The 20992-nt window shown below is 68.8% G+C and carries 22 protein-coding genes; 11 read left to right on the forward strand and 11 right to left on the reverse strand.

Annotated features, from left to right (window positions below):
• Positions 1-4 precede the first annotated feature (4 nt).
• The gene (locus tag ACIBEJ_RS06295; RefSeq protein ID WP_397181540.1) at positions 5-1357 is read right to left on the reverse strand and encodes a serine hydrolase; all 1353 of its coding nucleotides are present in this window, start codon (positions 1355-1357) and stop codon (positions 5-7) included.
• Positions 1354-1593 (reverse strand): hypothetical protein, encoded by a 240-nt coding sequence (locus tag ACIBEJ_RS06300; protein WP_397181541.1) that lies wholly within the window; start codon positions 1591-1593, stop codon positions 1354-1356. Before ACIBEJ_RS06300 ends, ACIBEJ_RS06295 begins: the two co-directional genes overlap by 4 nt.
• Before the next feature lie 178 nt (positions 1594-1771).
• On the opposite strand from ACIBEJ_RS06300, the gene ACIBEJ_RS06305 reads away from it, so the two are divergent.
• Complete coding sequence (locus ACIBEJ_RS06305; protein WP_397181542.1) at positions 1772-2695, forward strand: helix-turn-helix domain-containing protein; 924 nt, start codon at positions 1772-1774, stop codon at positions 2693-2695.
• On the opposite strand, the gene ACIBEJ_RS06310 is transcribed toward ACIBEJ_RS06305, so the two are convergent.
• The gene (locus ACIBEJ_RS06310) at positions 2678-3892 is read right to left on the reverse strand and encodes a hypothetical protein (protein WP_397181543.1); all 1215 of its coding nucleotides are present in this window, start codon (positions 3890-3892) and stop codon (positions 2678-2680) included. The two genes, ACIBEJ_RS06305 and ACIBEJ_RS06310, sit on opposite strands and share 18 nt — an antisense overlap.
• Positions 3893-4195: 303 nt before the next feature.
• Here ACIBEJ_RS06310 and ACIBEJ_RS06315 point away from each other — a divergent pair, with 303 nt between their 5' ends.
• From ACIBEJ_RS06315 to ACIBEJ_RS06325, 3 genes are all read left to right on the forward strand, one after another.
• On the forward strand, positions 4196-4471 hold the full coding sequence (locus ACIBEJ_RS06315; protein ID WP_397181544.1) for a GlsB/YeaQ/YmgE family stress response membrane protein: 276 nt from the start codon (positions 4196-4198) through the stop codon (positions 4469-4471).
• A 316-nt stretch (positions 4472-4787) separates the two neighbouring features.
• Complete coding sequence (locus ACIBEJ_RS06320) at positions 4788-5789, forward strand: magnesium and cobalt transport protein CorA (protein ID WP_397181545.1); 1002 nt, start codon at positions 4788-4790, stop codon at positions 5787-5789.
• Positions 5780-5917 (forward strand): hypothetical protein, encoded by a 138-nt coding sequence (locus tag ACIBEJ_RS06325; RefSeq protein ID WP_397181546.1) that lies wholly within the window; start codon positions 5780-5782, stop codon positions 5915-5917. The genes ACIBEJ_RS06320 and ACIBEJ_RS06325 overlap by 10 nt, the downstream gene beginning before the upstream one ends.
• A gap of 225 nt (positions 5918-6142) precedes the next feature.
• Here the strand turns inward: ACIBEJ_RS06325 and ACIBEJ_RS06330 are convergent, their stop codons facing one another.
• The 4 genes from ACIBEJ_RS06330 to ACIBEJ_RS06345 form a co-directional block, all read right to left on the reverse strand.
• Positions 6143-7288: a hypothetical protein gene (locus ACIBEJ_RS06330; protein WP_397181547.1), complete on the reverse strand. Its 1146-nt coding sequence runs from the start codon at positions 7286-7288 to the stop codon at positions 6143-6145.
• Between the two features lie 17 nt (positions 7289-7305).
• Positions 7306-7845 carry an RNA polymerase sigma factor gene (locus tag ACIBEJ_RS06335; protein WP_397181548.1) on the reverse strand — a complete coding sequence of 180 codons (540 nt, stop codon included), beginning with the start codon at positions 7843-7845 and terminating at the stop codon, positions 7306-7308.
• A gap of 148 nt (positions 7846-7993) precedes the next feature.
• Positions 7994-8734 carry a DoxX family protein gene (locus ACIBEJ_RS06340; RefSeq protein WP_397181549.1) on the reverse strand — a complete coding sequence of 247 codons (741 nt, stop codon included), beginning with the start codon at positions 8732-8734 and terminating at the stop codon, positions 7994-7996.
• Positions 8735-8834: 100 nt separating this feature from the next.
• Entirely contained in the window at positions 8835-9248 is a 414-nt protein-coding gene (locus ACIBEJ_RS06345; protein WP_397181550.1) for a VOC family protein, read from the reverse strand.
• Positions 9249-9383: 135 nt separating this feature from the next.
• On the opposite strand from ACIBEJ_RS06345, the gene ACIBEJ_RS06350 reads away from it, so the two are divergent.
• The 4 genes from ACIBEJ_RS06350 to ACIBEJ_RS06365 all read left to right on the forward strand — a co-directional run bounded on the left by ACIBEJ_RS06350 (position 9384) and on the right by ACIBEJ_RS06365 (position 13923).
• Positions 9384-10268 (forward strand): sigma-70 family RNA polymerase sigma factor, encoded by an 885-nt coding sequence (locus ACIBEJ_RS06350; protein ID WP_397181551.1) that lies wholly within the window; start codon positions 9384-9386, stop codon positions 10266-10268.
• Entirely contained in the window at positions 10265-10714 is a 450-nt protein-coding gene (locus ACIBEJ_RS06355) for a VOC family protein (RefSeq protein WP_397181552.1), read from the forward strand. The genes ACIBEJ_RS06350 and ACIBEJ_RS06355 overlap by 4 nt, the downstream gene beginning before the upstream one ends.
• 908 nt (positions 10715-11622) lie before the next feature.
• On the forward strand, positions 11623-13011 hold the full coding sequence (locus ACIBEJ_RS06360; RefSeq protein ID WP_397181553.1) for a hypothetical protein: 1389 nt from the start codon (positions 11623-11625) through the stop codon (positions 13009-13011).
• Positions 13012-13341: 330 nt separating this feature from the next.
• Entirely contained in the window at positions 13342-13923 is a 582-nt protein-coding gene (locus tag ACIBEJ_RS06365; protein WP_397181554.1) for a dihydrofolate reductase family protein, read from the forward strand.
• A gap of 448 nt (positions 13924-14371) precedes the next feature.
• On the opposite strand, the gene ACIBEJ_RS06370 is transcribed toward ACIBEJ_RS06365, so the two are convergent.
• The 3 genes from ACIBEJ_RS06370 to ACIBEJ_RS06380 all read right to left on the reverse strand — a co-directional run bounded on the left by ACIBEJ_RS06370 (position 14372) and on the right by ACIBEJ_RS06380 (position 17182).
• Complete coding sequence (locus ACIBEJ_RS06370) at positions 14372-15181, reverse strand: alpha/beta fold hydrolase (RefSeq protein ID WP_397181555.1); 810 nt, start codon at positions 15179-15181, stop codon at positions 14372-14374.
• Positions 15182-15301: 120 nt separating this feature from the next.
• Positions 15302-15952 carry a TetR/AcrR family transcriptional regulator gene (locus ACIBEJ_RS06375; RefSeq protein WP_397181556.1) on the reverse strand — a complete coding sequence of 217 codons (651 nt, stop codon included), beginning with the start codon at positions 15950-15952 and terminating at the stop codon, positions 15302-15304.
• A gap of 585 nt (positions 15953-16537) precedes the next feature.
• Positions 16538-17182: a TetR/AcrR family transcriptional regulator gene (locus ACIBEJ_RS06380; RefSeq protein ID WP_397181557.1), complete on the reverse strand. Its 645-nt coding sequence runs from the start codon at positions 17180-17182 to the stop codon at positions 16538-16540.
• 92 nt (positions 17183-17274) lie between these two features.
• Here ACIBEJ_RS06380 and ACIBEJ_RS06385 point away from each other — a divergent pair, with 92 nt between their 5' ends.
• Entirely contained in the window at positions 17275-18240 is a 966-nt protein-coding gene (locus tag ACIBEJ_RS06385) for a ketopantoate reductase family protein (protein WP_397181558.1), read from the forward strand.
• A 429-nt stretch (positions 18241-18669) separates the two neighbouring features.
• Here ACIBEJ_RS06385 and ACIBEJ_RS06390 read toward each other — a convergent pair whose 3' ends face one another.
• Positions 18670-19374 (reverse strand): TetR family transcriptional regulator, encoded by a 705-nt coding sequence (locus ACIBEJ_RS06390; RefSeq protein ID WP_397181559.1) that lies wholly within the window; start codon positions 19372-19374, stop codon positions 18670-18672.
• A 78-nt stretch (positions 19375-19452) separates the two neighbouring features.
• Here ACIBEJ_RS06390 and ACIBEJ_RS06395 point away from each other — a divergent pair, with 78 nt between their 5' ends.
• The gene (locus ACIBEJ_RS06395) at positions 19453-20337 is read left to right on the forward strand and encodes an alpha/beta hydrolase (RefSeq protein WP_397181560.1); all 885 of its coding nucleotides are present in this window, start codon (positions 19453-19455) and stop codon (positions 20335-20337) included.
• Positions 20338-20354: 17 nt separating this feature from the next.
• Positions 20355-20792, forward strand: coding sequence for a pyridoxamine 5'-phosphate oxidase family protein (locus ACIBEJ_RS06400; RefSeq protein WP_397181561.1), 438 nt, complete (start codon positions 20355-20357; stop codon positions 20790-20792).
• Positions 20793-20992 lie beyond the last annotated feature (200 nt).

The following is a 20992-nucleotide window of genomic DNA, read 5'->3' on the forward strand; positions in this document are numbered from 1 at the left end:
AACCTTAGGCCGGGACCCTCGGTGTCACGCGGCAATTGGTGTGAAGGTACTGCGCCGCGCCGTCCCGGAAGTCGTAGATCGCGACGGTCTGGGGGTCCTCCTCCGTGTGCATGATGAAGTGCGTGTCGCTGACCGGGAGCAGCTCGTAGGTCAGGCGGTCCGGTTTGCCGAGGTAGCGGGCCTCCGTCGGGTTCAGGACGAAGGTCATGAACAGCTTGTCGCCCTCCGCCTTCACCTCGTAGCGGACTCCCTGGCGCTCGTAGACGCCGTCGTACCGGGAGAGGTCGAGTTTCAGACCGGGGACGGGCGCGGGCAGGTCCGGGATCGTGACCGCGCCGAGTTCGGCCAGGATCTCGTTGAACACCGTCCGGTACAGGCCGTCGCGCGGTCCGCCGTTCGCCAGCATCGTGATGGCGAGGCCGGAGTCCGGCAGGATCCGCAGCCGGGCGCTCTGGCCGATGGTGCTGCCGTCGTGGGCGTAGACGGTCTCGCCGTGCCAGTCGCACACGATGAGGCCGAGCGCCCATTCCGGCCCGAACATGTACGGATCCGGCACGGGCACGCGGGAGCGCATCATCTCCCGGACGCTCTCGGCAGAGACGATCCGCGTGCCGTCGGCCGTGGTGCCCTCGTTGAGCAGGACGTGGGCCAGGGCGAGCACCTCTTCGGCCGTCGAGCTGAGGTTGCCGCCGGGGCCGTAGGCGCGTGGCAGGTACGCCACCGGGGAGACGATCGGCCCCTCCTCCGGGGAGCGGACGACGTGCCCGGTGGCTGCCCTGCTCAGGTCCACGTGCTCGCGGCGGCTGCTCGTACTGGCCAGCCCCATCGGCTCAAAGAGCCGATATTTCATGATGTCGTCCCACCCGCGCCCGTCGACCACCTCCATCACGCGCGCGAGAATCGCGTAGCCCAGCGCGGCGCTGTAGCCATGGGTGTACGCCAGCGGGTGCACCTGCGGCGCCTCGGCGATGCCGGCCACCATGCGCGCGTAGACGTCGTCGCCCTCGCCGGGGTCGCCGAAGGACTCCTCGATGCCGTTGGTGTGGTTCAGCAGGTGGCGGGCCGTGACCATGGCGCTGACCTGCGGATCGGCCACCTTGAAGGCGGGCAGGTAGCTCCGGATCGGCTCGTCGAGCGCGGCCTTGCCCTCGTCGACGAGTTGCATGAAGGCCAGCGCGGTCCAGGTCTTGGTCATGGAGCCGCACTGGTAGATGGTGCCGGGCGTGGCGGGCTCCCGCGTCACCACGCTGCGGACGCCGGCCGCGACCTCGGTGATCTCGCCGTCGCGCAGGATGCCGACGGTGGCACCGGGGGTCTGGTACTCCGCGAGGATCTCCAGCAGGCGTTCCGGGGTCACGTGGGCAGCCCGACGGCGTTGGCGGCGTCGGCCTCGACGTACTCCGTGGTGGCGTGGGGGCCGTCGAGGATGGCCTTCACGCTGTCGATGGAGTCGTGGACGATGACGTTGACCGCTTTCGTCCCGTCGGTGCTCGCCACGGCCAGCAGCCAGCGCGCGCCCGTGGGCAGCCTGCCGTGTGCCCGCTTGAGCGCGTCCCAGAATCCCCGCTCGTCGGTGATGGTGGAAATCGCCATGATGTGCATGTGCGCACCTCTTCGTAGTCGCGTTTCAGATCACGGAAAGGCTACGTTGCGTTTTATCTGGCGTCAATAAAACGTCCCGATTTATCGGCATAAATGCAATGGTATTGACGGGAAACGCAACGAGTGTTGCAATGAGCTGTCGACGAACGCACACCAGGAGGCGCGCCCGATGCCCGGAGGCAGGCTCACCCACGAAGAACGCCAGCAGATCGCCGCCTGCGTCGCCGACGGCCTCGGATACGCCGAGATCGCCAGACGCCTCGGCCGCCCCACCTCGACCGTCAGCCGGGAGGTGGCACGCAACGGTGGACCCGCCGCCTACCTGGCCGACCCCGCCCAGCAGGCGACCGGGCATCGGGCGCGGCGGCGCAAGCCGTACCGGACGGCGTCACCGACCGCGACCCACGACTTCGTGGAACGGCTCGCCGCGCTGCTGTCCGAGATCGGGATGCCGCGCATGCCGTCCCGGGTCTTCGTCTGCCTGCTCACCTCCGAGACGGGCAGCCTGACCTCGGCGGAACTGGCAACGCGCCTGGGGGTCAGCCCCGCGTCGGTCTCCAAGGCGATCGCCTACCTCCACCCCATGGACCTCGTCGGCCGCGCGCCCGACCCCGGCGGGCGGCGCGAGCGCTACATCGTGCACGAGGACCCGTGGCTGCGCGCCTGGACCGCCGACACCCGGGCGCACGACAAGGTCGCGGCGGCGGCCCGCGAGGGCATCGAACTCCTCGGTCCCGACACGCCCGCAGGGGTCCGGCTGGGCCGGATGGGAAGGTTCTTCTCCTGGGTCAGCGGGGAGATGACCAGCACCGTGCTGACCGAGCCGGCCGTGCACAACGCGCTGACGGTGCTCGCCGCCCTCCTCCACGCCGCCCGCCCGCTCACCGTGGAGGATCTGGCGGTGGCGCTGGCGCTCCCCCGCGAACGCGTCGTCGACGGCCTGAACGCCCTCATCCGACGGCCGGCGATAGCCGACCCGCTGACGGTGGTGGCGACGGGCGACACCTACACCGCCACCATCCACCCAGACCGCCTCACCCCAACCCAACGCAAAGCCCTTGAGCGTTCGGGCTCTTCAGCGTTTGGCCCTTAGCTCCGCCACGACCGCGCGTTCCCGCAGTTGCGCGGCCTCGGCCCTGGCGGCGTCGAGTTCGGCCCGCAGATCCTCCAGCCGAGCCCGATCCACCAGCAACTCCGCCCCAAGCCGGTCATTCTCGGTTTTGAGTCTGTCCAGCTCAGCCCGCGCCTTGCCGAGTTCGGCCCGCGCTTTGTCCAGCTTCGGTCCTTCACCCGCGGCCAGCTTGGCCTGAGCCTGCTGAGCCTCGGCCAGCCGTACCCGGGCCTCGTCACGGGCCGCCTCCGCCTTGGACAACTCCGCCGCCGCCCGCCGCCGCCCCTCCTCGGCGGCATCGGCCCGCGCGACCGCTCGCTCCCGCTCCTGCACCGCCGCCTCGGCCCGCGCCTGCGCCGCCGCGACCGCCCGCTCGGCCTCCTCCCGCGCCCCCTGCGCCGCCTCCGCGATCCCCCGGTCACGCGCACTGTCCGCCCGCGCCACCTCGGCTTCCTGCTCAGCCAATACGGCCCGCGCCTCCGCAGCCGAAACCCGCCCCCGGGCCGCCTCGACCCGCCCGGCCAGCTCCTCCCGGGCCAGTTCGGCCGCCTCCACCCGCCGAGCAGCCTCTTCGGCCATCTCCTCAGCCCGCCGCCCCGCCTCGTCCGCGAGCTGCTTGGCCTGCCGCACAGCTTCGTCGGCCCGCTGCTTGGCCTGCCGTTCGGTGGAGGCCGCTTCCCGCAAAGCCGCCAGCGCCTGCTCCCGGGCCTGCTCAGCATCCCCCAGCGCAGCGTCCCTCTCCGCTTGAGCCTCCTCAGCCCGCTCCCGCATGGCCCCGGTCTCCCGCTGCGCTTCCTCGACGGCTTCGCGGGCCAGCCGTACCTGCTCGAAGGCCTGCTCCCGCTCCGTACGCGCGATCGCCACCCGCGTATGCGCCTCAGCCTGAACAGCGCTGAGCTTGGCCTCGACCCCGGCCGGACTGAGCTCCTCGGCCAGCGCCCGAGCCAGCGGCTCAAGTGCAGCCGCCAACCCACTCTCCATCCGCTCATAGAGCTGCTCAGCCCTGGCCAGCGCACCTTCCAGCCCAGGCGTGGCCCGCCGCAGCTCCCGCTCCCGCTTGGCCGCCGCCTGACAATCCCCCTCAGGACAGTACGCCTTGGGCCTCCCCCGCCCCGCCCGCTGCTCGATCGGCGCCCCACAGTGCTTACACGGCGTCACCACGCCCGTCTCCCCGCTCACAGCAGCACTCTAGCATTTTTGATTTTCCAGAAAATCAAAATCAAAAATAAAGATCCGTTGCGTAGAAAGGCGTCAAGCCAACTTGCGAGAATGCAGAATTCCCGCAAGTAACTGCTGTGAGGGCCATCCTCCCGAACCACATCGATGTGAGAGACCTCTTGATCGCCTCGGTTCGCAGTCAGCGAAGCTGGTCGCTGTCGGCGGGCCCTGCCTCTGTATGACCAGATCCCCGCGACAGGTGTGGGGCGGTCGGCGCCGGGCAGTCAGTGATCGGCTCACCCCCCGACTCACAAGGAGCAGGACATGACCATCACCGGCATCATCACCGCGATCGTGATCGGCGCCATCATCGGAGCGCTCGGCCGCCTGGTCGTCCCAGGAAAGCAGCACATCCCCATCTGGCTGACCATCGTGGTCGGCATTGTCGCCGCCTTCATCGGCACCGCCATCGCAGGCGCCTTCGGCGTCGCCGCGACAGGCGGCATCGACTGGATCGAGCTGCTGCTGCAAGTCGCCGTCGCCGCCCTGGGCGTCATCCTCACCGTCAGCCTGTACGGCAGGCGCGGCGTGCGCAGGTGATTTGCGGGTCATGAAGGCCACACGACCCCGCCCGCCTCTGCCCGGGCGGGGTCTCCCGCATGACTTCACGCTCCTGGCGAGCGTCTGCACACGGAGCCGGACCCGCACCACGCGGCGGACGTACCAGCAGAGATCGCCCCTTGCCTGTCCGCACGGGCGAGCAAGCCCGATACAGGCACGACTCGGCAGCTGGGGATGCCGACGATCCCTGCTGGCCTGCCCTGCCCGGCGCGATGGACGGTGATAGCGGGGGTTATGGGCACTGTTCGTGGTGATTGTCTTGTGTGCGCCATTCCGGGTGCGCGGATACGCGAGAATGCCGGATGTGATCGTGAACCAGGCCATCTACTGCGACGGCGAGCGCGAGACCATCAACGGTGACATCAGCGACGCGTTCACCACCGCCCGCGCCCGCGGCGATTGCTTTTTGTGGATCGGCTTACACGAACCCACTCAAGAGGAGTTCGACCTGATCACCAATGAGGTGAAGCTGCATCCGCTGGCCGTGCAGGACGCCATCAACGCCCATCAGCGCGCCAAGCTTGAACGCTACGACGACACCCTGTTCGTCGTCCTCAAACCGCTGATGTACGAGGAGGAGACCTCCAGCATCGAGGTCGGTGAGATCAACCTGTTCCTGGGACGTGACTTCGTCATCAGCGTCCGCCACGGCCGGGCCAACCCCCTGCGAGGGGTGCGCGAGCGCATCGAGGCCGACCCCGACCTGCTGGCCGCCGGTCCGTCCGGGGTGCTGTATGCGATCTGCGATGAAGTCGTCGACACCTACTCGCACATCTCCCACGAGGTGGAGGGGGACCTCATCGCGCTGGAGCAGCGCGTCTTCAGCGGCATGCACGCCGACGTCACCGCCGACATCTACTCCCTCAAGCGGGAGGTTTTGGAGTTTCGTACCGCCCAGGACCCGCTCATTCCGGTACTGGAGGAGATCGTCAAAGGCCGGGTGGAGCTCTGCACGGCCAGCCGCGAGCAGTTCCGTGACGTCCTTGATCACCTACTGCGCGTCGATGCCCAAGTCGATGAGCACAACGAACTGCTCACCAGCGCGTTGAGCGCGCACCTGGCCCTGACGGGCCGTGAGCAGAACAAGGTGGCGATGCAACAGAACGCCGACATGCGCAAGATCTCCTCATGGGCGGCGCTCATCGCCGTACCCACGATGATCGCAGGCATCTACGGCATGAACTTCGACTACATGCCCGAGCTGCACTGGCTGCTCGGCTACCCGCTCAGCCTGAGTGTGATGGTCGTCGCCGTCCTTGTCGTCTACCGGCTGCTACGCAAGAGCGGATGGCTGTGAAGACCCCTGGTTCCTCTCGACGCAGGCCTGCCATCGCCAAGATCCTGCTCGCCACGATCATCGCCTGGATCATCCTGCTGACGGTTCTCATCTTGCTCGACCCCGCCGGCGCAGGCCCCGCTCCCTGATGTCGCCATCCACGCCTCGGCCGAACCCTGGAGTCGTCACAGCACGCCATGCTGTCACCCGCCACGACCTCGGCCATGATCACCAGTGGACTCAGGAGTGGGCACTTAAATGCGCAGGAAGAGCACACGCGCTTGGTCAAGGTAGTCGTGGTCTTCGGCTCAGCTGAGTCGTCCACAGCGCAGGGCCCCGGCAGCGCGCTCGTCGCCACCGGGGCCGGTATCCCTTCATCGCCGCTTCTTGCACCCCTTCGGGGGAGAAGCCGGCGGCCCGGTCCAGCCCGACTCGGGGCCGCGGGCCTGGTAGCTCACGACCTCCCCCTTGGTCGCCCCCAGAGCGGTGCGGGCCGCATAGGAAACGCGTGAGAGCGTCGCCCCCGTCTGCGGATCGAGGATCTCCCTGTAGTAGACCGGCAGATCCTTGCGCGGCTTGCTGGAGTACGTCAGGGAGCCTCCCGCGCCGCCGAAGTCCACGGACAGGCCTCTTCTGCCCAGCGGATCCGTCACTGTGCCCATGACCTTGGTGGTCGGCAGATCGGCCAGGACGCGGATGATCGCGGCGCGCTGGCCAGGGCTGAGCGGCATGCTCAGGAGACTCGCGGTAGTCGGCAGGAACTTCTCGAAAGGCTGGGTGAAGCCGCGGTCGTTCCAGATCACATGGTACGCGCGGAGCTGTTTCACAAGCTCGTCCGGATCGGTGGGGATGGCGGCAAGATCCGCCATGGTGAAGTCGCTGACCGCTCTGTTGGGATAGGTCCCCGTGGAATCCACCCTCGAGGTGTACGTGCAGTCCCGCGGCTCATCGGCGACCGGAATCGAAGCGCACGGCCCGCTGGTCTCGCAGTGCCCCTTGACCCGGGCGGGTGCTCCCTCCGCTCGCCAGGCGCGCTCGTCCCCGGCCGTGGCCGGGCGGGCGCCGACCTGGCGCCACACCTGCGTGAGCACTGGATCAGCGGGATCGCGCGGTACCCAGGTCTCGCGGCGGCCGACCACCAGGAGCCTGTAGCCGCCGCTGGACAGGTGGCCGCCGTCGATGCTCACCTCGCGCCAATAGGCGCCGTTCTCTGCCGGGAGCTTCTCGATCCTGTCGGCCAGGTCGTACAGCTCCTGGTTGGTCCTCGGCGGACTGAGCACGGCAGGGGCTGATGCCAGATTCGTCACCAGGGCGAAGACCAGCGCCACGATCGCGGCCGTGGACAGCGGCGCCCACAGGACCCACAGACGAGACTGGGTCCGCGAGGGCGGGGCGGCCGGCGATGGCCTGCCCGAAGGTTCTTGTGGCGCCTCGGCAGTGGCCATGAACAGCATGTCGTCAACGGAGATGCGTGATCCGCGGTCCAGCGAAGCCGGGCGGGCCATGGCGAGCAGGTCCATCGCGTCGGGCTTGCGGCTCATCGCGGTTTCCTTCCTGGAACGGTCACGGGCTTTCGGGATGCGGAGGGAGCGGTGGCTTCGATCGCCGACTGCAGCCGGCGGCGCGCTCGGTGCAAGCGGACGAAGAAGGCGGCCCTGGTGCAGCCGAGCACCTCGGCCGCCTCCGCGGCGGACAGGCCATGCCAGGTGGTCAGGGTGAGGATCTCTTTGTCCGCCTCGGACAAGCCGGACAGGGCGCGCAGGACGGCGACGCGCTCGGTGGCATGATCGCCCGCATCGGTGGCGGCCTCGTCCATCCACGTTCGCAGTTCGGCTTCCAGAGATTCGCGTCGCGCGGCCTGCCGGAAGTTGTCGCGCAGGATGTTGCGAGCGACGCGGAGAAGCCATGGCAACTGCGCGTGGTCGGGGATGCTGTCCAGACGCCGCCAGGCCACCAGGAAGGTCTCGCTGACCACTTCTTCCGCGAGTTGATGTCCGGCGCGACTTGCCGCGTAGCCGTACACCCGCGCTTGGTAGGTGTTGTAGAGCGCGGTGAAGCGCTCATGGGGGTTCGGCAAGCCGATTCCTTCGGTTGGAAATGAAACGTTCACAGAGCAAGTGGTCCGAAGGGAGTCCTTCTTACATCCCGGTTTCGGCATCTTCTCAACAGCCGACCGGCACGGATGGCGACCAGTGCGGCCCGCAGGCGTGGCGATCCACGAGTTGTCACTCCGTTGAATGTGCTGCTCGGGCCGCGGACGGGGTAGCAGCTCGCAGGAGGTCTCGCCAGTCGGCCGGCGCAAAGATGCCGGAGATGACGAGGTATGTCGGTGCGGCCCAGCTTTCAGCAAGAATGTCGTGGTTGATGATGTGCGTCGTGACCGCTCCGGCGAGCACGAACGCGAGCGTGGTAGCGCCTAGGAAGCGTGTGCGTCTGCTGGGGATCATGAGCAGGATGGCCCCGAGACCTTCCAGCGTGCCGATGACGAAGCGCATCCAGGACGGGTAACCCCACGTCAAGACGGGGACGTGGGCCGGTCCCGGTCTCGCCGGATGTGGCGTGGCCGGGGGCCGCTTCCTTGGCCACGCTGCCGCCGGCAGCCACCGCGTTGCGCAACCCCTCTGCGCAGACGTCGGCGTCCCGTGCCGCTGCCTCCCCTTCGCAGAGAGCCAAACTGCGGGGATCCCTCGCCCAGGCTGAACGAGACGAAATGACGGGTGTCCTTGTCGATCTTGCAGCCCAGGCCCTCGGCATAGAACTTCTTGGCGCGGGTCAAGTTTTTTGACGCCGAGCATGATGGCGCTCACCTGCAGTGACGCGGGTCTCTCCGGGTGAGTTCGCCTGAACCGGCGGGCCGAACAGTCACATCGGCGTGGGTTTCGTCGGTCAGTGTGCAACGGCTGCGTCCGACAACGCGCGGTGGTTCGGCGTCGACACGATCCCGCGTCGACGCCGAACCTACTCATCGGTGCCGGTCAGGCTGTGGGACCATCCGTCCAGAGGTGTCCGGCCGGCTTGCCCGGCGATGGCCGCGGCATTCGCACTCGCCTGCGGCTTTCTTGGCGGCTACTCCGCGTAGGGCTGGTCCGTTCCCTGGGCGCTGTAGCCGAGACTCCAGATGTAGCCGTCCGGGTCGGCGAAGGCGCCGCCGTACCCGCCCCAAGGAAGGGGGCCGGCGGGCTTGAGTATCGTGGCGCCGGCTTTCTCGGCCTCCGCGATGATCTCGTCAACTCGTGCCTGGCTACGGACGACGTACGTGAGGACCAGTCCGCTGAAGCCGCTGCCTTCCGGGCTCGTGCCCACCTGGTCGGCCAGGCCTTCGCGGCCGTAGAAGCCGACGGGTGAGGCGCCGTCCGATTCGAAGAACACCGAGATGCCGTAGTCGTTCTTGACCTTCCAGCCGAGCCCCTCCGTGTAGAACCGCTTGGCCCGCTCCATATCCAGGACGCCAAGAAGGATCGAGCTGACGTGCGCTTTCATGCTTGTCTCCTAGGTGCTTCAGATGTATTGGCCGCCTGAACCGGCAGGCCGGACCTCCGGGCTGCGCCCGGATGTCACACCGGCGCGAGTTCGCCGGTCAATAGGTATGACCGGCGAGACGGAGGAATGTGACGGATGGTCGAGCAAGATTGGGTGAGCGAGCAGTTCGCCGAGCACCAGGACCGTTTGCACGCGGTGGCCTACCGGATGCTCGGCTCACCCGGCGAGGCCGAGGATGCGGTGCAGGAGGCGTGGCTACGGGTCAGCCGCGCCGACACCGGCCAGGTGGAGAATCCGGCCGGGTGGCTGACCACGATCGTCGCCCGGGTCTGCCTGAACATGCTTGAGGCACGCCGGGCCCGGCATGAGGAGTCGGCCGGGGCGCTGCCGCCCGAGCCGACCGAGTCGGCCGCGCCGCGCGCGAGCCTCCACCCACCCGGGCAGGCCGGCCCCGAGGACGAGGCGCTGCTGGCCGATTCGGTCGGTGTGGCGCTGATGGTGGTGCTGGACACGCTGACTCCCGCCGAGCGGCTCGCGTTCGTCCTGCATGACGTCTTCGCCGTGTCGTTCGGCGAGATCGGCGCCGTCATCGACCGTTCCCCGGCGGCGGCCCGGCAGCTCGCCAGCCGGGCCAGGCGCCGGGTGCAAGGAGCGGCCGGCGCATCCGATGCCGCGCGATCGGCGAAGCGGGAAATCGTCGAGGCTTTCCTCGCCGCCGCGCGGGGCGGGGATTTCGCCGCCCTGCTCGAGTTGCTTGATCCCAGCGCCGTGGTCGGCGAGGTCCGCGGTGGCCGGGAGGTGGCGGCCTTCTTCGCCGCACGACGGGCTCAGGCCGCGCGGCTTGCTCTGGTCGACGGCGTACCGGCGGCCGTCTGGTCGCACCTCGGTCGGCCGAAGGCCGTCTTCACGTTCACCGTCGCCGACGAGAAGATCACCCGCATCGACATCGACACCGACCTCGACCGGCTCCGCGACCTCGACATCGTCATTCTCACCGCCGGCGACAAGGAGCGGCGTTGACCCGCACGGATCTCAGGCTCTCGTCTTGCACTCTCGCTGTCCACGACCTCGACGAGGCGCTCGGCTTCTACCGTGACGTGCTCGGCTTCGAGATACGCAACGACGGCACTGAGAGGACGCGATGGGTGAGCGTCGGCCCGCCGTCGCAGCCGGAGCTGCAGATCGTCCTCGAATCCCACGGTGCGGACCCTGGTGTCTCACCAGCCGACCGGCAGGCGATCGCGGACCTGATGGCCAAGGGCCTGCTGGGCCGTCTCATCTTCGTGACCGACAGTTGCGACGCCACATTCGAGTACATCGAGGCAGCGGGCGCCGAAGTGATGCAAGAACCCATCAACCAGCCCGATGGTGTCCGCGACTGTGCCTTCCTCGATCCCTCCGGCAACCTGCTGCGATTCGCCCAGCCGCGACAGGCACACGCCCCGACAGGTCGCCCGGCACCCTGAACGCAGCCGCCGCCGTGCCACCTCACGCTGGCCCATCCGGGCGAGGGCCCGGGACGGGCCGGGCACATGCCGCAGGACTGGAGTAGGGGAAGGTGCTGGGCGCCGAGCGGGCGGCGCGCTACCAAAGGGACAGGTAGACCAGGCGGACCCAGGCGGCGCGGGGGCGTAGGCCCAGGCGCGTTCGCCGAGGCCGTCGGGTACGGCGGCGGCCATCAGGCCGAGGCCGGGCGTGGCGGCCCGCAGAACATCGCGACACCGAGTCGCTGAACTTGAACCAACCGTCCACAAGACAACTCGGAGTCACACATCCGCACGCGTGGGAGCCCTTTCACGCGAGCTGGCACTACTTGAGCACACTTCCCGCGGCCGCGCTACGGATCAGCTCCCATTTCCGAAGAAGGATCCGCCGACCCGACCTCGTACTGGACATCGAGGAAGTCACCCGGTGTGGAATTATTGAACCCGCCTCAACGCGTACGCCGCTTCACCAGGTCTAGGATGAGCCTGGGCTGATCCGCCATTATTTGCCGGGTCGCCCCATGGTTTGGCGCAGGCATGCCTCGCTGAGCACGAAAGTGCAGTCCGGCGGTGATGCCTGGCTACAGGCCGCCTTCAGGCGAGCAAGCTGGCCCCGCTTCTCCAAGTTGATCGCACCACAGGTCCGCTGTGGTCGTTAACCGGTGCGGTGTAGTTGTGTGTGCAGCCAGGGGTCCACTGGCCGGGGCCGGCGGGCAGGTCGGTGCGTTGAGTGATGGTGCCGTCGGGGTGAGGACGACTTGTGGTGCGGACCGGTCCGATGAGGACCAGCTCGGGGCCGTCGAAGTGGCCGAGGTATTGGTTGCCGGTCTCGTCGTAGCCGCCGATTGGGTGACTATCTGCGGCTCTTGGCTGGTGGGCGCGGTTCGGTGGTGCGGCACCGGTCGCTGCGCGGGGTGATCGGGTGGAGCCATGACCTGCTCACCGAGGACGAACGGGCGGTGTTTCGTCGGCTGTCGGTGTTCGTCGGCGACTTCGACCTGCCAGCGATGGCCGCGGTCATCGGGGTGGGCGTGGCCGAGACCGCCGACGTACTGGGCCGGCTGGTCGACAAGAGCCTGGTCCAGCACCGGGACGGCAGCTGGCGACTGCTGGACACGATCCGGGCGTTCGCCGCCGAGCGACTCGCGGACGAACCCGAGCACACCGAGGTGCGTCGGCGGTACCTGCGCCGGGCAGTCGACCTGGCCACTGACCTGGCCGTCGGTCTCGCGGGGCGCGCCGGTACGGCCTGGCATGGCGAGTTCGACGCGGTGGCGGGCGATCTTCGGGCCGCGCTGACCGGCCACGAGCAGCCCGACGCCGAGGCCCACCGGCTCGCGCGTACCCTCGGCCGGCTCACGTTCGCGCGCGGTTACCTGTGGCAGGCGCCCGATTGGTACGCCCACGCCGCCCGGTGCGCGCCGGATGCGAGCGAGGCGGCTCGGGATCTGGCCAACGCGGCGGACTGCGCGCAGGTCGGCAACGACGCCGACCGAGCGTTCGAGTGGCGGCTGGCCGCCGCAGACCGAGCGTGGGACGCGGGCGCGGGCAATGCGCGGGCCATCGCGCTGGCGCAGGCCGTCGAGCTGACTGGCCGGTTCCCGATGGCCTTCCGCGACGAGATCCCGTTCGAGCGGCGCCGCGCGCTGCTCGCCGAGGCGACCGCGGCTGGAGGTCCGGACGATCCGGTCGTCGCTGCCCGGCTCGCCTGTGCCGCGGTGTGGACCGCCCATCCGGACACACTGCGGCCCGAGGCCGGACTGACCGCGGCTGCCGTCGCGGCCGCGCACGCGACCGGTGACCCGGTGCTGATCAGCGCAAGCCTGGACGCGCTGCGCGTGGCCGCGATCAACGACGGCCGCGTCGCGCAGTGGCACCGGATCGCCGCCGAGCGGCTCAAACTGCTCGCCCCGCACCACCCGGAACATGCGGTCGAGATCAGCGACGCGCGCGGGCTGTCCTCGTTGACCACGGTGGCCGCCGCCGACCTGCCGGCCGCCAGGCCGACCGCACGGCTGATCTCTGACGCCGAGTGTCCGGCGACAGCGTGTACCTGGCGGCCAGCAAGACCATTCCTGTGCTCGTCCTGTCCGGCGACCTCGACGACGCGGTGCAGCTCGCCGAGGACATGTGGGCTGGCTGGCAACGCGCCGGCCGACCGCGGGCGTACTTTGTCTGGCTCACAATGCCGTTCGCCGTGCTGGCGCATGGCCTGCGCGGTGACCGCGAGCGCGTCGCGCAGTGGCGGGCCCGGGCCGCGGCGATGGGTGACCCGGTGAGTATGGGCTGGCCGATGCTGGACCCGCTGATCACCTTGGTGGATGCCCGGCTCGCGCTGCGGCTCGGTGCTGCGGGCCGCTGGCCGACTCCGTGGCGACAGCGACGCACTCGCCAGGTCAGCCGAACTGTGGCAACGGATGGGTGTCCGGTTCGAGCACGAGGTCACCGTAGTGCTGCTTGCTGGTCCGAAGCTGCCGTAGGTGGTGGTCGCGTGCCGGGCGCGTGGTCACCACGCATGTGGCGGTCGCCTCACGACTGCGACGTTGTACTGCACAGCCGACCAAGCCACAATGCCTGGTCGGGTTCTCGATAGCGAAGGAGACAACGCGATGGGCAAGGTCACCACAGGCGCCACCATGTCGCTCGACGGCTACATCGCCGGACCCGGAGAAAGCGGGTTCGACCTGCTGTTCCAGTGGTACGGCAACGGCGAGGTCGAGATTCCGCCGCGGCTCCGCATCTCCGCGGCCAGCGCCGCGCTGGTCAAGCCCGAGTGGGACGACACCGGCGCGCTGATCGTCGGCCGGCACCTCTTCGACATGACCAACGCCTGGGGCGGGCGCCACCCGATGGACGTGACCACAGTGGTGCTCACCCACCGGCGCCCTGACGACCGTCCGGACGACGATGACAACTTCGTCTTCGTCACCGACGGCATCGAGGCGGCGGTGGCCAAGGCCAAGGAATTGGCCGGGGACAAGAACGTCGCCGTCAACGGTGGACAAATGGCCCGTCAGTGCCTGGAGGCCGGTCTGCTCGACGAGGTCGGCATCGAGCTGGTACCGGTCGTGCTGGGCGGCGGAAAGACGCTGTTCGGCGAGCTCGGCATCGCACCGGTCCAGTTTGACGGGCCCATCGCGGTCGTCGAAGGCACCGGCGTCACCCACCTGCGTTACCGGGTCAAGAGATAGGAACCCCGACAGGGCGGCGGCCTCGCCCGCACCGCTGCGCATCGGTGTGTTGCGCACCTGCGCCCGTGCGGAGGCGGTGGGGCAGGTGGCGGTCCCTTTCGAGCCGGACGGCGACCCTGGCGTACGAGCTCCTCGCCGCAGGTAATCGGCTGGGGGCCTTCAGCGCTTCGCGGTGCTTGTGCCTACGTGGTTCAGGCCGGGTGCCGTGGCGACATGATCAGCCTCAGGGCCATGCCCCCTCGTCGTAGACCACTATCCAGGTGATGTCGTGATCGGTGGCTTCGGAGATGCGGCTGCCGCGGGGTGGGGTCCAGGCGCCATTCGAGGTGGTTGCGTTCGATGTGAAGGGCGCCTGGGATCTCGCCGTGGGCCTGGCGTTGGAAGTCTGGGCGGGTGTCGACCAGCCGGTGCAGCCAGGCGCGGGCCGCGGGGAGCGCTCTGCCGATGCTCATGTGCTGAGCAGGAAGCCGGTCAGCAGCGGCGCCAGAGCCTGCGGTGCGGCGACGTGGGGTTGGCCGGGCATGACCTGGTGATGGGCGTCGGGCATGGCAGCGGCGAGCTGGGCGCCGGTTTCGATCATCCAAGGGAAGCTGTCGCCGCCGCACAGCAGCAGGGTGGGGATCATGACGGTGGCGGCCTGCTCGGCCGGGGTGGCACCGCCTCTGCTGCTCGCGCTGACCACGTCGAACGGGTCGTGGGGCAGGGTGTGGGCGACGGCCTGCACGGCGGGGTCGTTGCTCATCTGCTCCACCATCTGCTGCGGCATCCCGGTGGGCGCCAGGAACGCCGCGATGGCCTCGGCCCTGCGGTCCTGGGCGAGCAGGGCGCGGATGGTTTCGGCCTGCTCTTCTCCGGCCCGCTCCTCGGCGGCCTGCCGTTCACGCTGGTCTTCGCCGTCGTGAGTGGGGGTGAAGGGCGGCTCGTGCAGGATGAGTTTGGTGATGGGCAGTCCGGCGGCGGCCGCGTGCAGGGCCAGGGCCGCTCCGGAGGAGTGGCCGTAGATCGCGGCGCTGCCGCCGGCTCCGTCGATGAGGGCGGCTAGGTCCTCGATCTCCCGCCGAACGGTCCAGGCGCCGAGGTCGCCGCTGTCGCCGCGCCCGCGCCGGTCGTAGGCGATCGCGGGAAACGCGGGCGCCAGCTGCTCGGCCAGCTCGCTGACCGCGGTGCGGTCGCACAGCGCCGCGGTGATCAGGATAAGTGGTGGGCCGTCACCGCCGAAGCGCTGGTAGGCGATGGCCGTGCCGTCTGCCGAGATCACCTTGGTCATCATGGTCCTCCGGTTTGGATGGGGGGTCGGGACATGTGGAGGTGCGGATCAGGAGCCTCGCTCTTGCGAACGGCCGCCGACGTCGGGCCGCCCGGCCTCGGACGCTCCGCCCTAGGTCCTGGCCGCGCCGCCGGGCCGGCGCACGCCGTAGGCGGCCAGGAACACCCGCGTTCCCTCGTCGGCGTGGTGCTCGAGTTCGGCGGGAGTGAGGTCGTCGCCCATGTGGAACATGGCCTGGTTCAGCGGAATCGAAAGGATCAGCCAGTTGAAGTGCTGGGCCGCCAGCGCCGGGTCATCCGCTCTGAGCAGGCCGCGCCCAGCCAATGCGGTGAACACCCTCGTCAGGGTGTCATGGCCGCGTCCGGGGCCGTTGGCGTACCAGGCGCTCGCCAGGTCGGGGAAACGCTCGGCCTCGCCGATGATGAGCCGGCGCAGGCGCATGATGTGCGGCTGGATGACGGCCACGACGTGCCGGCGGGCGAAGGCGCGCAGATCTGTGGCTAGGTCCTGACTGGCCACCAGCGCCTCGACGCTGTCGTGTGAGTGGTGTTCGGCGGCCTCGATGTCCGCGGTGATCACCGCGGTGAACAGCCCCTTCTTGTCGCCGAAGAGTCCGTAGACGGTCCGCTTGGAGGTGGACGCGAGCGCGGCCACCTCGTCCACACTGGCCCCGGCGAAGCCGCCTGCGAGAAAAACCGATCGGGCGGCGTCGATGATCGCCTCACGTTTGCCGGCCGACCTGAGCTCCGCTGGGCTGACCATGGGCATCTCCTTCACCAATCGCCTTGGGGCGACCATCCCAACTGCTGGAACGGTACCGTACCGTACCAACCTTTTGAAGGCGCGCGATGAAGACCGTTTCGTGCTCGGTGTCGTTGGAGGTGTCGGCTGAGGTGAGCGACTATCCGAGCGAGCGGCGCCATACGCTGCTCGTCCGCCGGTCCGAGTACGGAGGTTCCACGGGCGAGCCCTGGCCGCACCTGAATCCAGCGGGTGATCGATCAGGCAGCGGAGCCCGTCGTTGACGTCGTCCGGATCACCCGGCCGGCCACGCCGAATGCCTTCGCCAGCAGTGCTGGAGTGATCACCGTTGACGACATCGCGCGACCGTCGCCCTACCTGACCGAGCACATCAGCCGGTTCGGCCTGTACGCCACCGCAGTGTTGCCTGCGCCCCGGCGACTTCGACCCCGATCCACCCCAGATCGGCTTCACCGCCCCGACCGAGGCTGCCTAGAAAGCCCTACGCAGAACGCAGGATCATCGCCCCCAAGCGATCACACATGGGCGTTGGGCGTCACTCTTCGCTCAACATCATTCTCATCGCCAACGCTGTTCCGGGGTTCCTCAACTCGATGCCGTGCCGCTGTTCGCACCTCGTGCGCCTCTCCTTCGAGAAGGCGTACGGATGGCCGCCCCGGCTGAGTGTGAGTGGCGCAGACCGTCCAGGACGAGGGTGATGACATCGTCGGCCTCGGCTCGCCAACCGGGGCGGTCATGGGCCGCGCCGATGCCGTGCAGCGCCATCATCACGGCACCGGCATCCACGTCGTCGCGAACGGTACCGTCCCGCACGGCGGCGGCCACCAGGTCGGTGACAGCTTGCTCCAGCGCCCGGCTGCCCTCGGTGAGGGCAGCCGAGCGGGCGGCCATGAGCGTGGACAGCGTCCGGGCCAGGCCCTCGTGGGCGTCTATGTGGTCGACCATGCCGCGCAGGAAGGTCGCCAAAGCCTCCGCCGCGGGCAGCGTGGCCTGTAGGTGGCGGGCGCGGTCGCACAGCGCGGCGACTTCCCCGTGGTAGACCGCCTCGGCCAGCGCCTCCCGGGTGGGGAAGTGGCGATACAGCGTGCCCGTGCCCACCCCGGCCAGACGGGCGAAGTCATCGAAGCGCAGGTCGAAGAAACCGCCGGCGTCGAAGACCTCCCGGGCGGTGGCGAGCAGGGCGTCGCGCTTGCGCTGGGCGTCGGCCCGCAGGGGCTTGTCGGCGGTCATGTGCTACCTCGCGTTGACAAATGGAGATGATCTCCATATTTTTTTGAAAGTGGAGATGACCTCCAAATCGATCGTACCCCACGAGGTGCAGTGTGAAGATCCTGATGTTCGGCCGAGGCGTGATCGCCACCATCTACGGCTGGGTTCTGCAACAGGCGGGACATGACGTCGAGTTCTACGTCCGGCCGGGCCGCGCGGCGACGTACGGGGACGCGGTGGACCTCGACCTGTTCGATATGCGGCGCCGGGTATGGGGGCAGCGCGTCGCCGAGGAGTGGCCGGTGCGCTACCGCGAGGCGCTGGAGCCGGACCACGACTTCGACCTGATCGTGCTCAGCGTGCCCCACCATCGCCTCGCGGGCGCGACGGCCTTCCTGGCCCCTCGTGTCGGCCAGGCCACGGTGCTCATCTTCGGCAATCTCTGGACCGAGCCGCTCGCCGCCATCGGCGCACTCCCCGCCGACCGGATCGCCTGGGGCTTTCCTCAGGCCGGTGGCGGTTTCGGCGCGGACGGCGTGCTCCACGGGGCACTGCTGCCGTCGGTCATCTTCGGCACACTCGGCCGGCCCCCGACCAACCGGGAACGGGCCGTGCGCCAGGCGTTTCGCGAGGCCGGGCTTCGGATCAAGGAGCGGCCTGACTTCCGCGGCTGGCTGTGGGTCCATTTCGCGGCGGATGCCGGCATGTTCGCGCAGGGCCTGCGGCTGGGATCCCTGTCCCAACTGGCCGGGGCGACGGGCGACCTACGCGAGGCGCTGCTGACCGGCCGCGAACTGCTGCCGCTCCTCCAGGCGCGCGGCCTCGACCTGCGACGTCACCGGGGCGGTCTGCTGCCGTTCCGGGCGCCCACCTGGCTGGCGGCACCCGTGCTCGCCTGGCTGACCGCTCATGTCGCGCCCGCGCGCGTGAGCCTCACGGCGCACTCCGACCCCGACGCCGAGGAGCCGCGTGAGGTCTGCCGGGACACCCTCGCCGAAGCACGACGGCTGGGCATCTCGGTACCACGACTGGAAGCGGCGGAACCGCACTTCGCCCGCGAGGGGACGGGTCGGGTCTGAATCCACCGATGCTGTCGTGCCGCGCCTTGGTCCGCCGCGTCCCAGAGCCAAACCCGGTCGCACCGGTCGACCAACTGCCGTTCACACACGGCTGTCCAGCCTCTATCGCCTGTCCGTGACGTCGTGGAAGGAAAATCATGACTACCGCCGAGAGGCACGAGTTCCCCATGGCCCGTACGTGCCCGTTCGCGCCGCCGCCGGCGTACGAAGAGATCCGCGAACAAGAGCCGGTCTCGCGGGTTCGTCTTGCCCACGGCGGGTGGGCCTGGGTGGTCAGCCGCCACGAAGACGTGCGAACCGTGTTGAACGACCGGAGGTGTGCAATTCGAGGATCCTCCGCCACGCGGCCCGCGTCGCTCGTTGAGATCCGTCCACGCGGGCAAGGCCAGAATCCTCTCAGTCTCGTCTCACAATCAATTCTCGAAATCTTTAGATTTCGAGACGGCGATAGACCGTGGCTCGGGAGACGCCGAAGTGGGCTGCTATCGCCTCGACGGCACGGCCTTCGGCGTACATGGAACGGGCTTGCGCCAGTTGCTCGGGGGTGAGCACGGCAGGGCGCCCGCCGTTCCGCCCTCGGGCGCGGCCTCGCGGACGGGGCGGGGCCGGTTCGCCGAGGAGCGCCCGCGCGCCGTCGAGGATGAGTTCCCGAAGCCGCTCCGCGGGTTCGTCACGGAAGAGCACCACGGGGTCGGCCAGTCCGGCGACTACCTGGGATGCGCGCACCCGCTGAGCCAGTCCGCCGCCAGGTCCGGTCACGAGCTCGTTGGCCAGGGCGATGGCGGCCCGGAAGCGCTCGGCCACCGGTGCCTGCACCAGCAGTGTCATGTCTTTGACCAGCATGGTGAGGGTGCCACGGTGCCGCAGGTGCACGTCGACGTAGCCCTCGATCGCCCGCCACCGCACCTCATCCGCGCCACCGCCCCCTGACTCGGCCTCGGTCAGCACCAGCTCCAGTTCGTCCAGCAGCGGCAGGGTGAGGCGGCGGAGAATCTCGTCCTTGGAGTCGAAGTGGTAGTAGAGGGCGGCCTTGGTGATGCCGACCCGGTCGGCGATGGCCTGCATGGAGGTGGCGCGGTAGCCGCGGGCCGCGAACAGGTCGCGAGCGGCGTCCAGGATCCGTTGAGATGTCATGGCGTTCACTTACCCTCGGTCAGTTTCTCCGCTATATTGCTAACCACTAGTCAGTCTATTGCTCTGGAGATGATCCGTATGCGGACCAAGGTGTCCTTTACCGCCGCCGGCGTGCGGTGTGCTGGCTACCTCTACCTGCCTTCCGGAACCGGCCGATCGGCGTGCGTGGTGCTCTGCCACGGCTTCAGCGGGACGATGGACCGGCTCTTCGACTATGCCGAGCGCTTCGCGGCCGCGGGCTTCGCGGCACTCGTGTTCGACTACCGGGGATTCGGCGAGAGCGACGGCAAGCCTCGCCAGTTTCCGGACGTCGCCGGTCAGATCATCGATATCCGTGCCGCGGTCGCCTTCGCGCGGGCGCACGAGCGGATCGATCCCAGCAGAGTACTTCTGTGGGGCAACTCGCTGGGGGGCGCGCACGCCATCACCGTGGCCGCCGCCGACCCCAGGATTCCCGCAGTCGTGGCGCAGATCCCGTTCAACGGTTTCCCGAAGAAGGTGCAGGGACGCTCCACCTGGAACACCATGCGGCTGCTGGGCGCGATCGCCTGGGACACGATCCGCGGCAAGCTGGGCCTCAGGCCGTACTACATCCCCATGGTTGGACGGCCCGGCGACCTCGCCGTGACCGCGACTCCGGAGGCCGACCAGCACATCCAGACTCTCACCGGCGGCGGGCAGACGCTGTGGCGAAACAGCATCGCGCCCAGAGGGCTGCTGCAGATGATGCGCTACCGGCCGGTGGAGGCCGCGGCGCGCTTGGCGTGCCCGCTGCTGGTCTGTGTCGCCGCAGAAGATCAGGAGACTCCGTTGGAGACCACGCGGGCGCTCGCCGACCGCGCACCCAAGGGCGAACTGCGCGCCTACCCGGGCACCCACTTCACCTTCTACACCGACCCGACGTTCCGAACACGTGTGGTCGCCGACCAGATCGATTTCTTCCACCGGTTCGCCACCGGCTGAAGAAAAAAAGGGAACACATGAGTGAGCAATCGGGTCCCACCCCACGCAGCCTGACCTCCAAGGAGTTGGAACAAATCCTGCGGGAGCAGCGGTTCGGCGTTCTCGCCACCGTCAAACGCAGCGGCCATCCTGCCATGTCGACCGTGTCGTACCGATGGAGCGCCGCCGAACGGGTCATTCGGATCTCCACCACCGCCGACCGTCTCAAGGCCCGCCAGGTCCGCAACGACCCGCGCATCGCCCTGCACCTGCGCGGAGACGACGTGTGGTCGTTCGCCGTCGCGGAAGGCGAGGCCCAGGTGACCGACCAGCCGGAGGAGTTGCTGGCGTTCGCCGGCGAGGTGGACGACATACCGGCATTCCTGGAACAGCAGGCACGCGAGCTCCGTGTGATCATCAAAGTATCCGTGTCCCGCCTCTACGGCACCGCTCTGGACATCAACCCGGCACCGTGACGCGGCAGAGACTCTTCCTTCCCATCACCACGAGATCACCACGAAAGGACGTCGCGCGTGTTTCGCATGCCGTTGATCGCCTTGCTGGGGGCATGTTCTCTCGCTGTCCCCGGTTCGCCCACGGAGGGGCACAACTGGACAAGGGGGTGGGCGACCGCCGTACAGCGTCCCAGTCAGAGTGAGTGGATCTCCAACTGGGC

This window comes from Nonomuraea sp. NPDC050790 (assembly GCF_044456745.1).
GTDB lineage: Bacteria > Actinomycetota > Actinomycetes > Streptosporangiales > Streptosporangiaceae > Nonomuraea.

What these genes read in the sequence shown, in the direction of transcription:
- ACIBEJ_RS06300 (WP_397181541.1), bottom strand. Translation starts at nt 1,593, where the DNA reads ATGGCGATTTCCACCATCACCGACGAGCGGGGATTCTGGGACGCGCTC.
- ACIBEJ_RS06305 (WP_397181542.1), top strand. Translation starts at nt 1,772, where the DNA reads ATGCCCGGAGGCAGGCTCACCCACGAAGAACGCCAGCAGATCGCCGCC.
- ACIBEJ_RS06315 (WP_397181544.1), top strand. Translation starts at nt 4,196, where the DNA reads ATGACCATCACCGGCATCATCACCGCGATCGTGATCGGCGCCATCATC.
- ACIBEJ_RS06320 (WP_397181545.1), top strand. Translation starts at nt 4,788, where the DNA reads ATGCCGGATGTGATCGTGAACCAGGCCATCTACTGCGACGGCGAGCGC.
- ACIBEJ_RS06325 (WP_397181546.1), top strand. Translation starts at nt 5,780, where the DNA reads ATGGCTGTGAAGACCCCTGGTTCCTCTCGACGCAGGCCTGCCATCGCC.
- ACIBEJ_RS06330 (WP_397181547.1), bottom strand. Translation starts at nt 7,288, where the DNA reads ATGGACCTGCTCGCCATGGCCCGCCCGGCTTCGCTGGACCGCGGATCA.
- ACIBEJ_RS06340 (WP_397181549.1), bottom strand. Translation starts at nt 8,734, where the DNA reads ATGAGTAGGTTCGGCGTCGACGCGGGATCGTGTCGACGCCGAACCACC.
- ACIBEJ_RS06345 (WP_397181550.1), bottom strand. Translation starts at nt 9,248, where the DNA reads ATGAAAGCGCACGTCAGCTCGATCCTTCTTGGCGTCCTGGATATGGAG.
- ACIBEJ_RS06350 (WP_397181551.1), top strand. Translation starts at nt 9,384, where the DNA reads ATGGTCGAGCAAGATTGGGTGAGCGAGCAGTTCGCCGAGCACCAGGAC.
- ACIBEJ_RS06365 (WP_397181554.1), top strand. Translation starts at nt 13,342, where the DNA reads ATGGGCAAGGTCACCACAGGCGCCACCATGTCGCTCGACGGCTACATC.
- ACIBEJ_RS06375 (WP_397181556.1), bottom strand. Translation starts at nt 15,952, where the DNA reads ATGGTCAGCCCAGCGGAGCTCAGGTCGGCCGGCAAACGTGAGGCGATC.
- ACIBEJ_RS06380 (WP_397181557.1), bottom strand. Translation starts at nt 17,182, where the DNA reads ATGACCGCCGACAAGCCCCTGCGGGCCGACGCCCAGCGCAAGCGCGAC.
- ACIBEJ_RS06390 (WP_397181559.1), bottom strand. Translation starts at nt 19,374, where the DNA reads ATGACATCTCAACGGATCCTGGACGCCGCTCGCGACCTGTTCGCGGCC.
- ACIBEJ_RS06395 (WP_397181560.1), top strand. Translation starts at nt 19,453, where the DNA reads ATGCGGACCAAGGTGTCCTTTACCGCCGCCGGCGTGCGGTGTGCTGGC.
- ACIBEJ_RS06400 (WP_397181561.1), top strand. Translation starts at nt 20,355, where the DNA reads ATGAGTGAGCAATCGGGTCCCACCCCACGCAGCCTGACCTCCAAGGAG.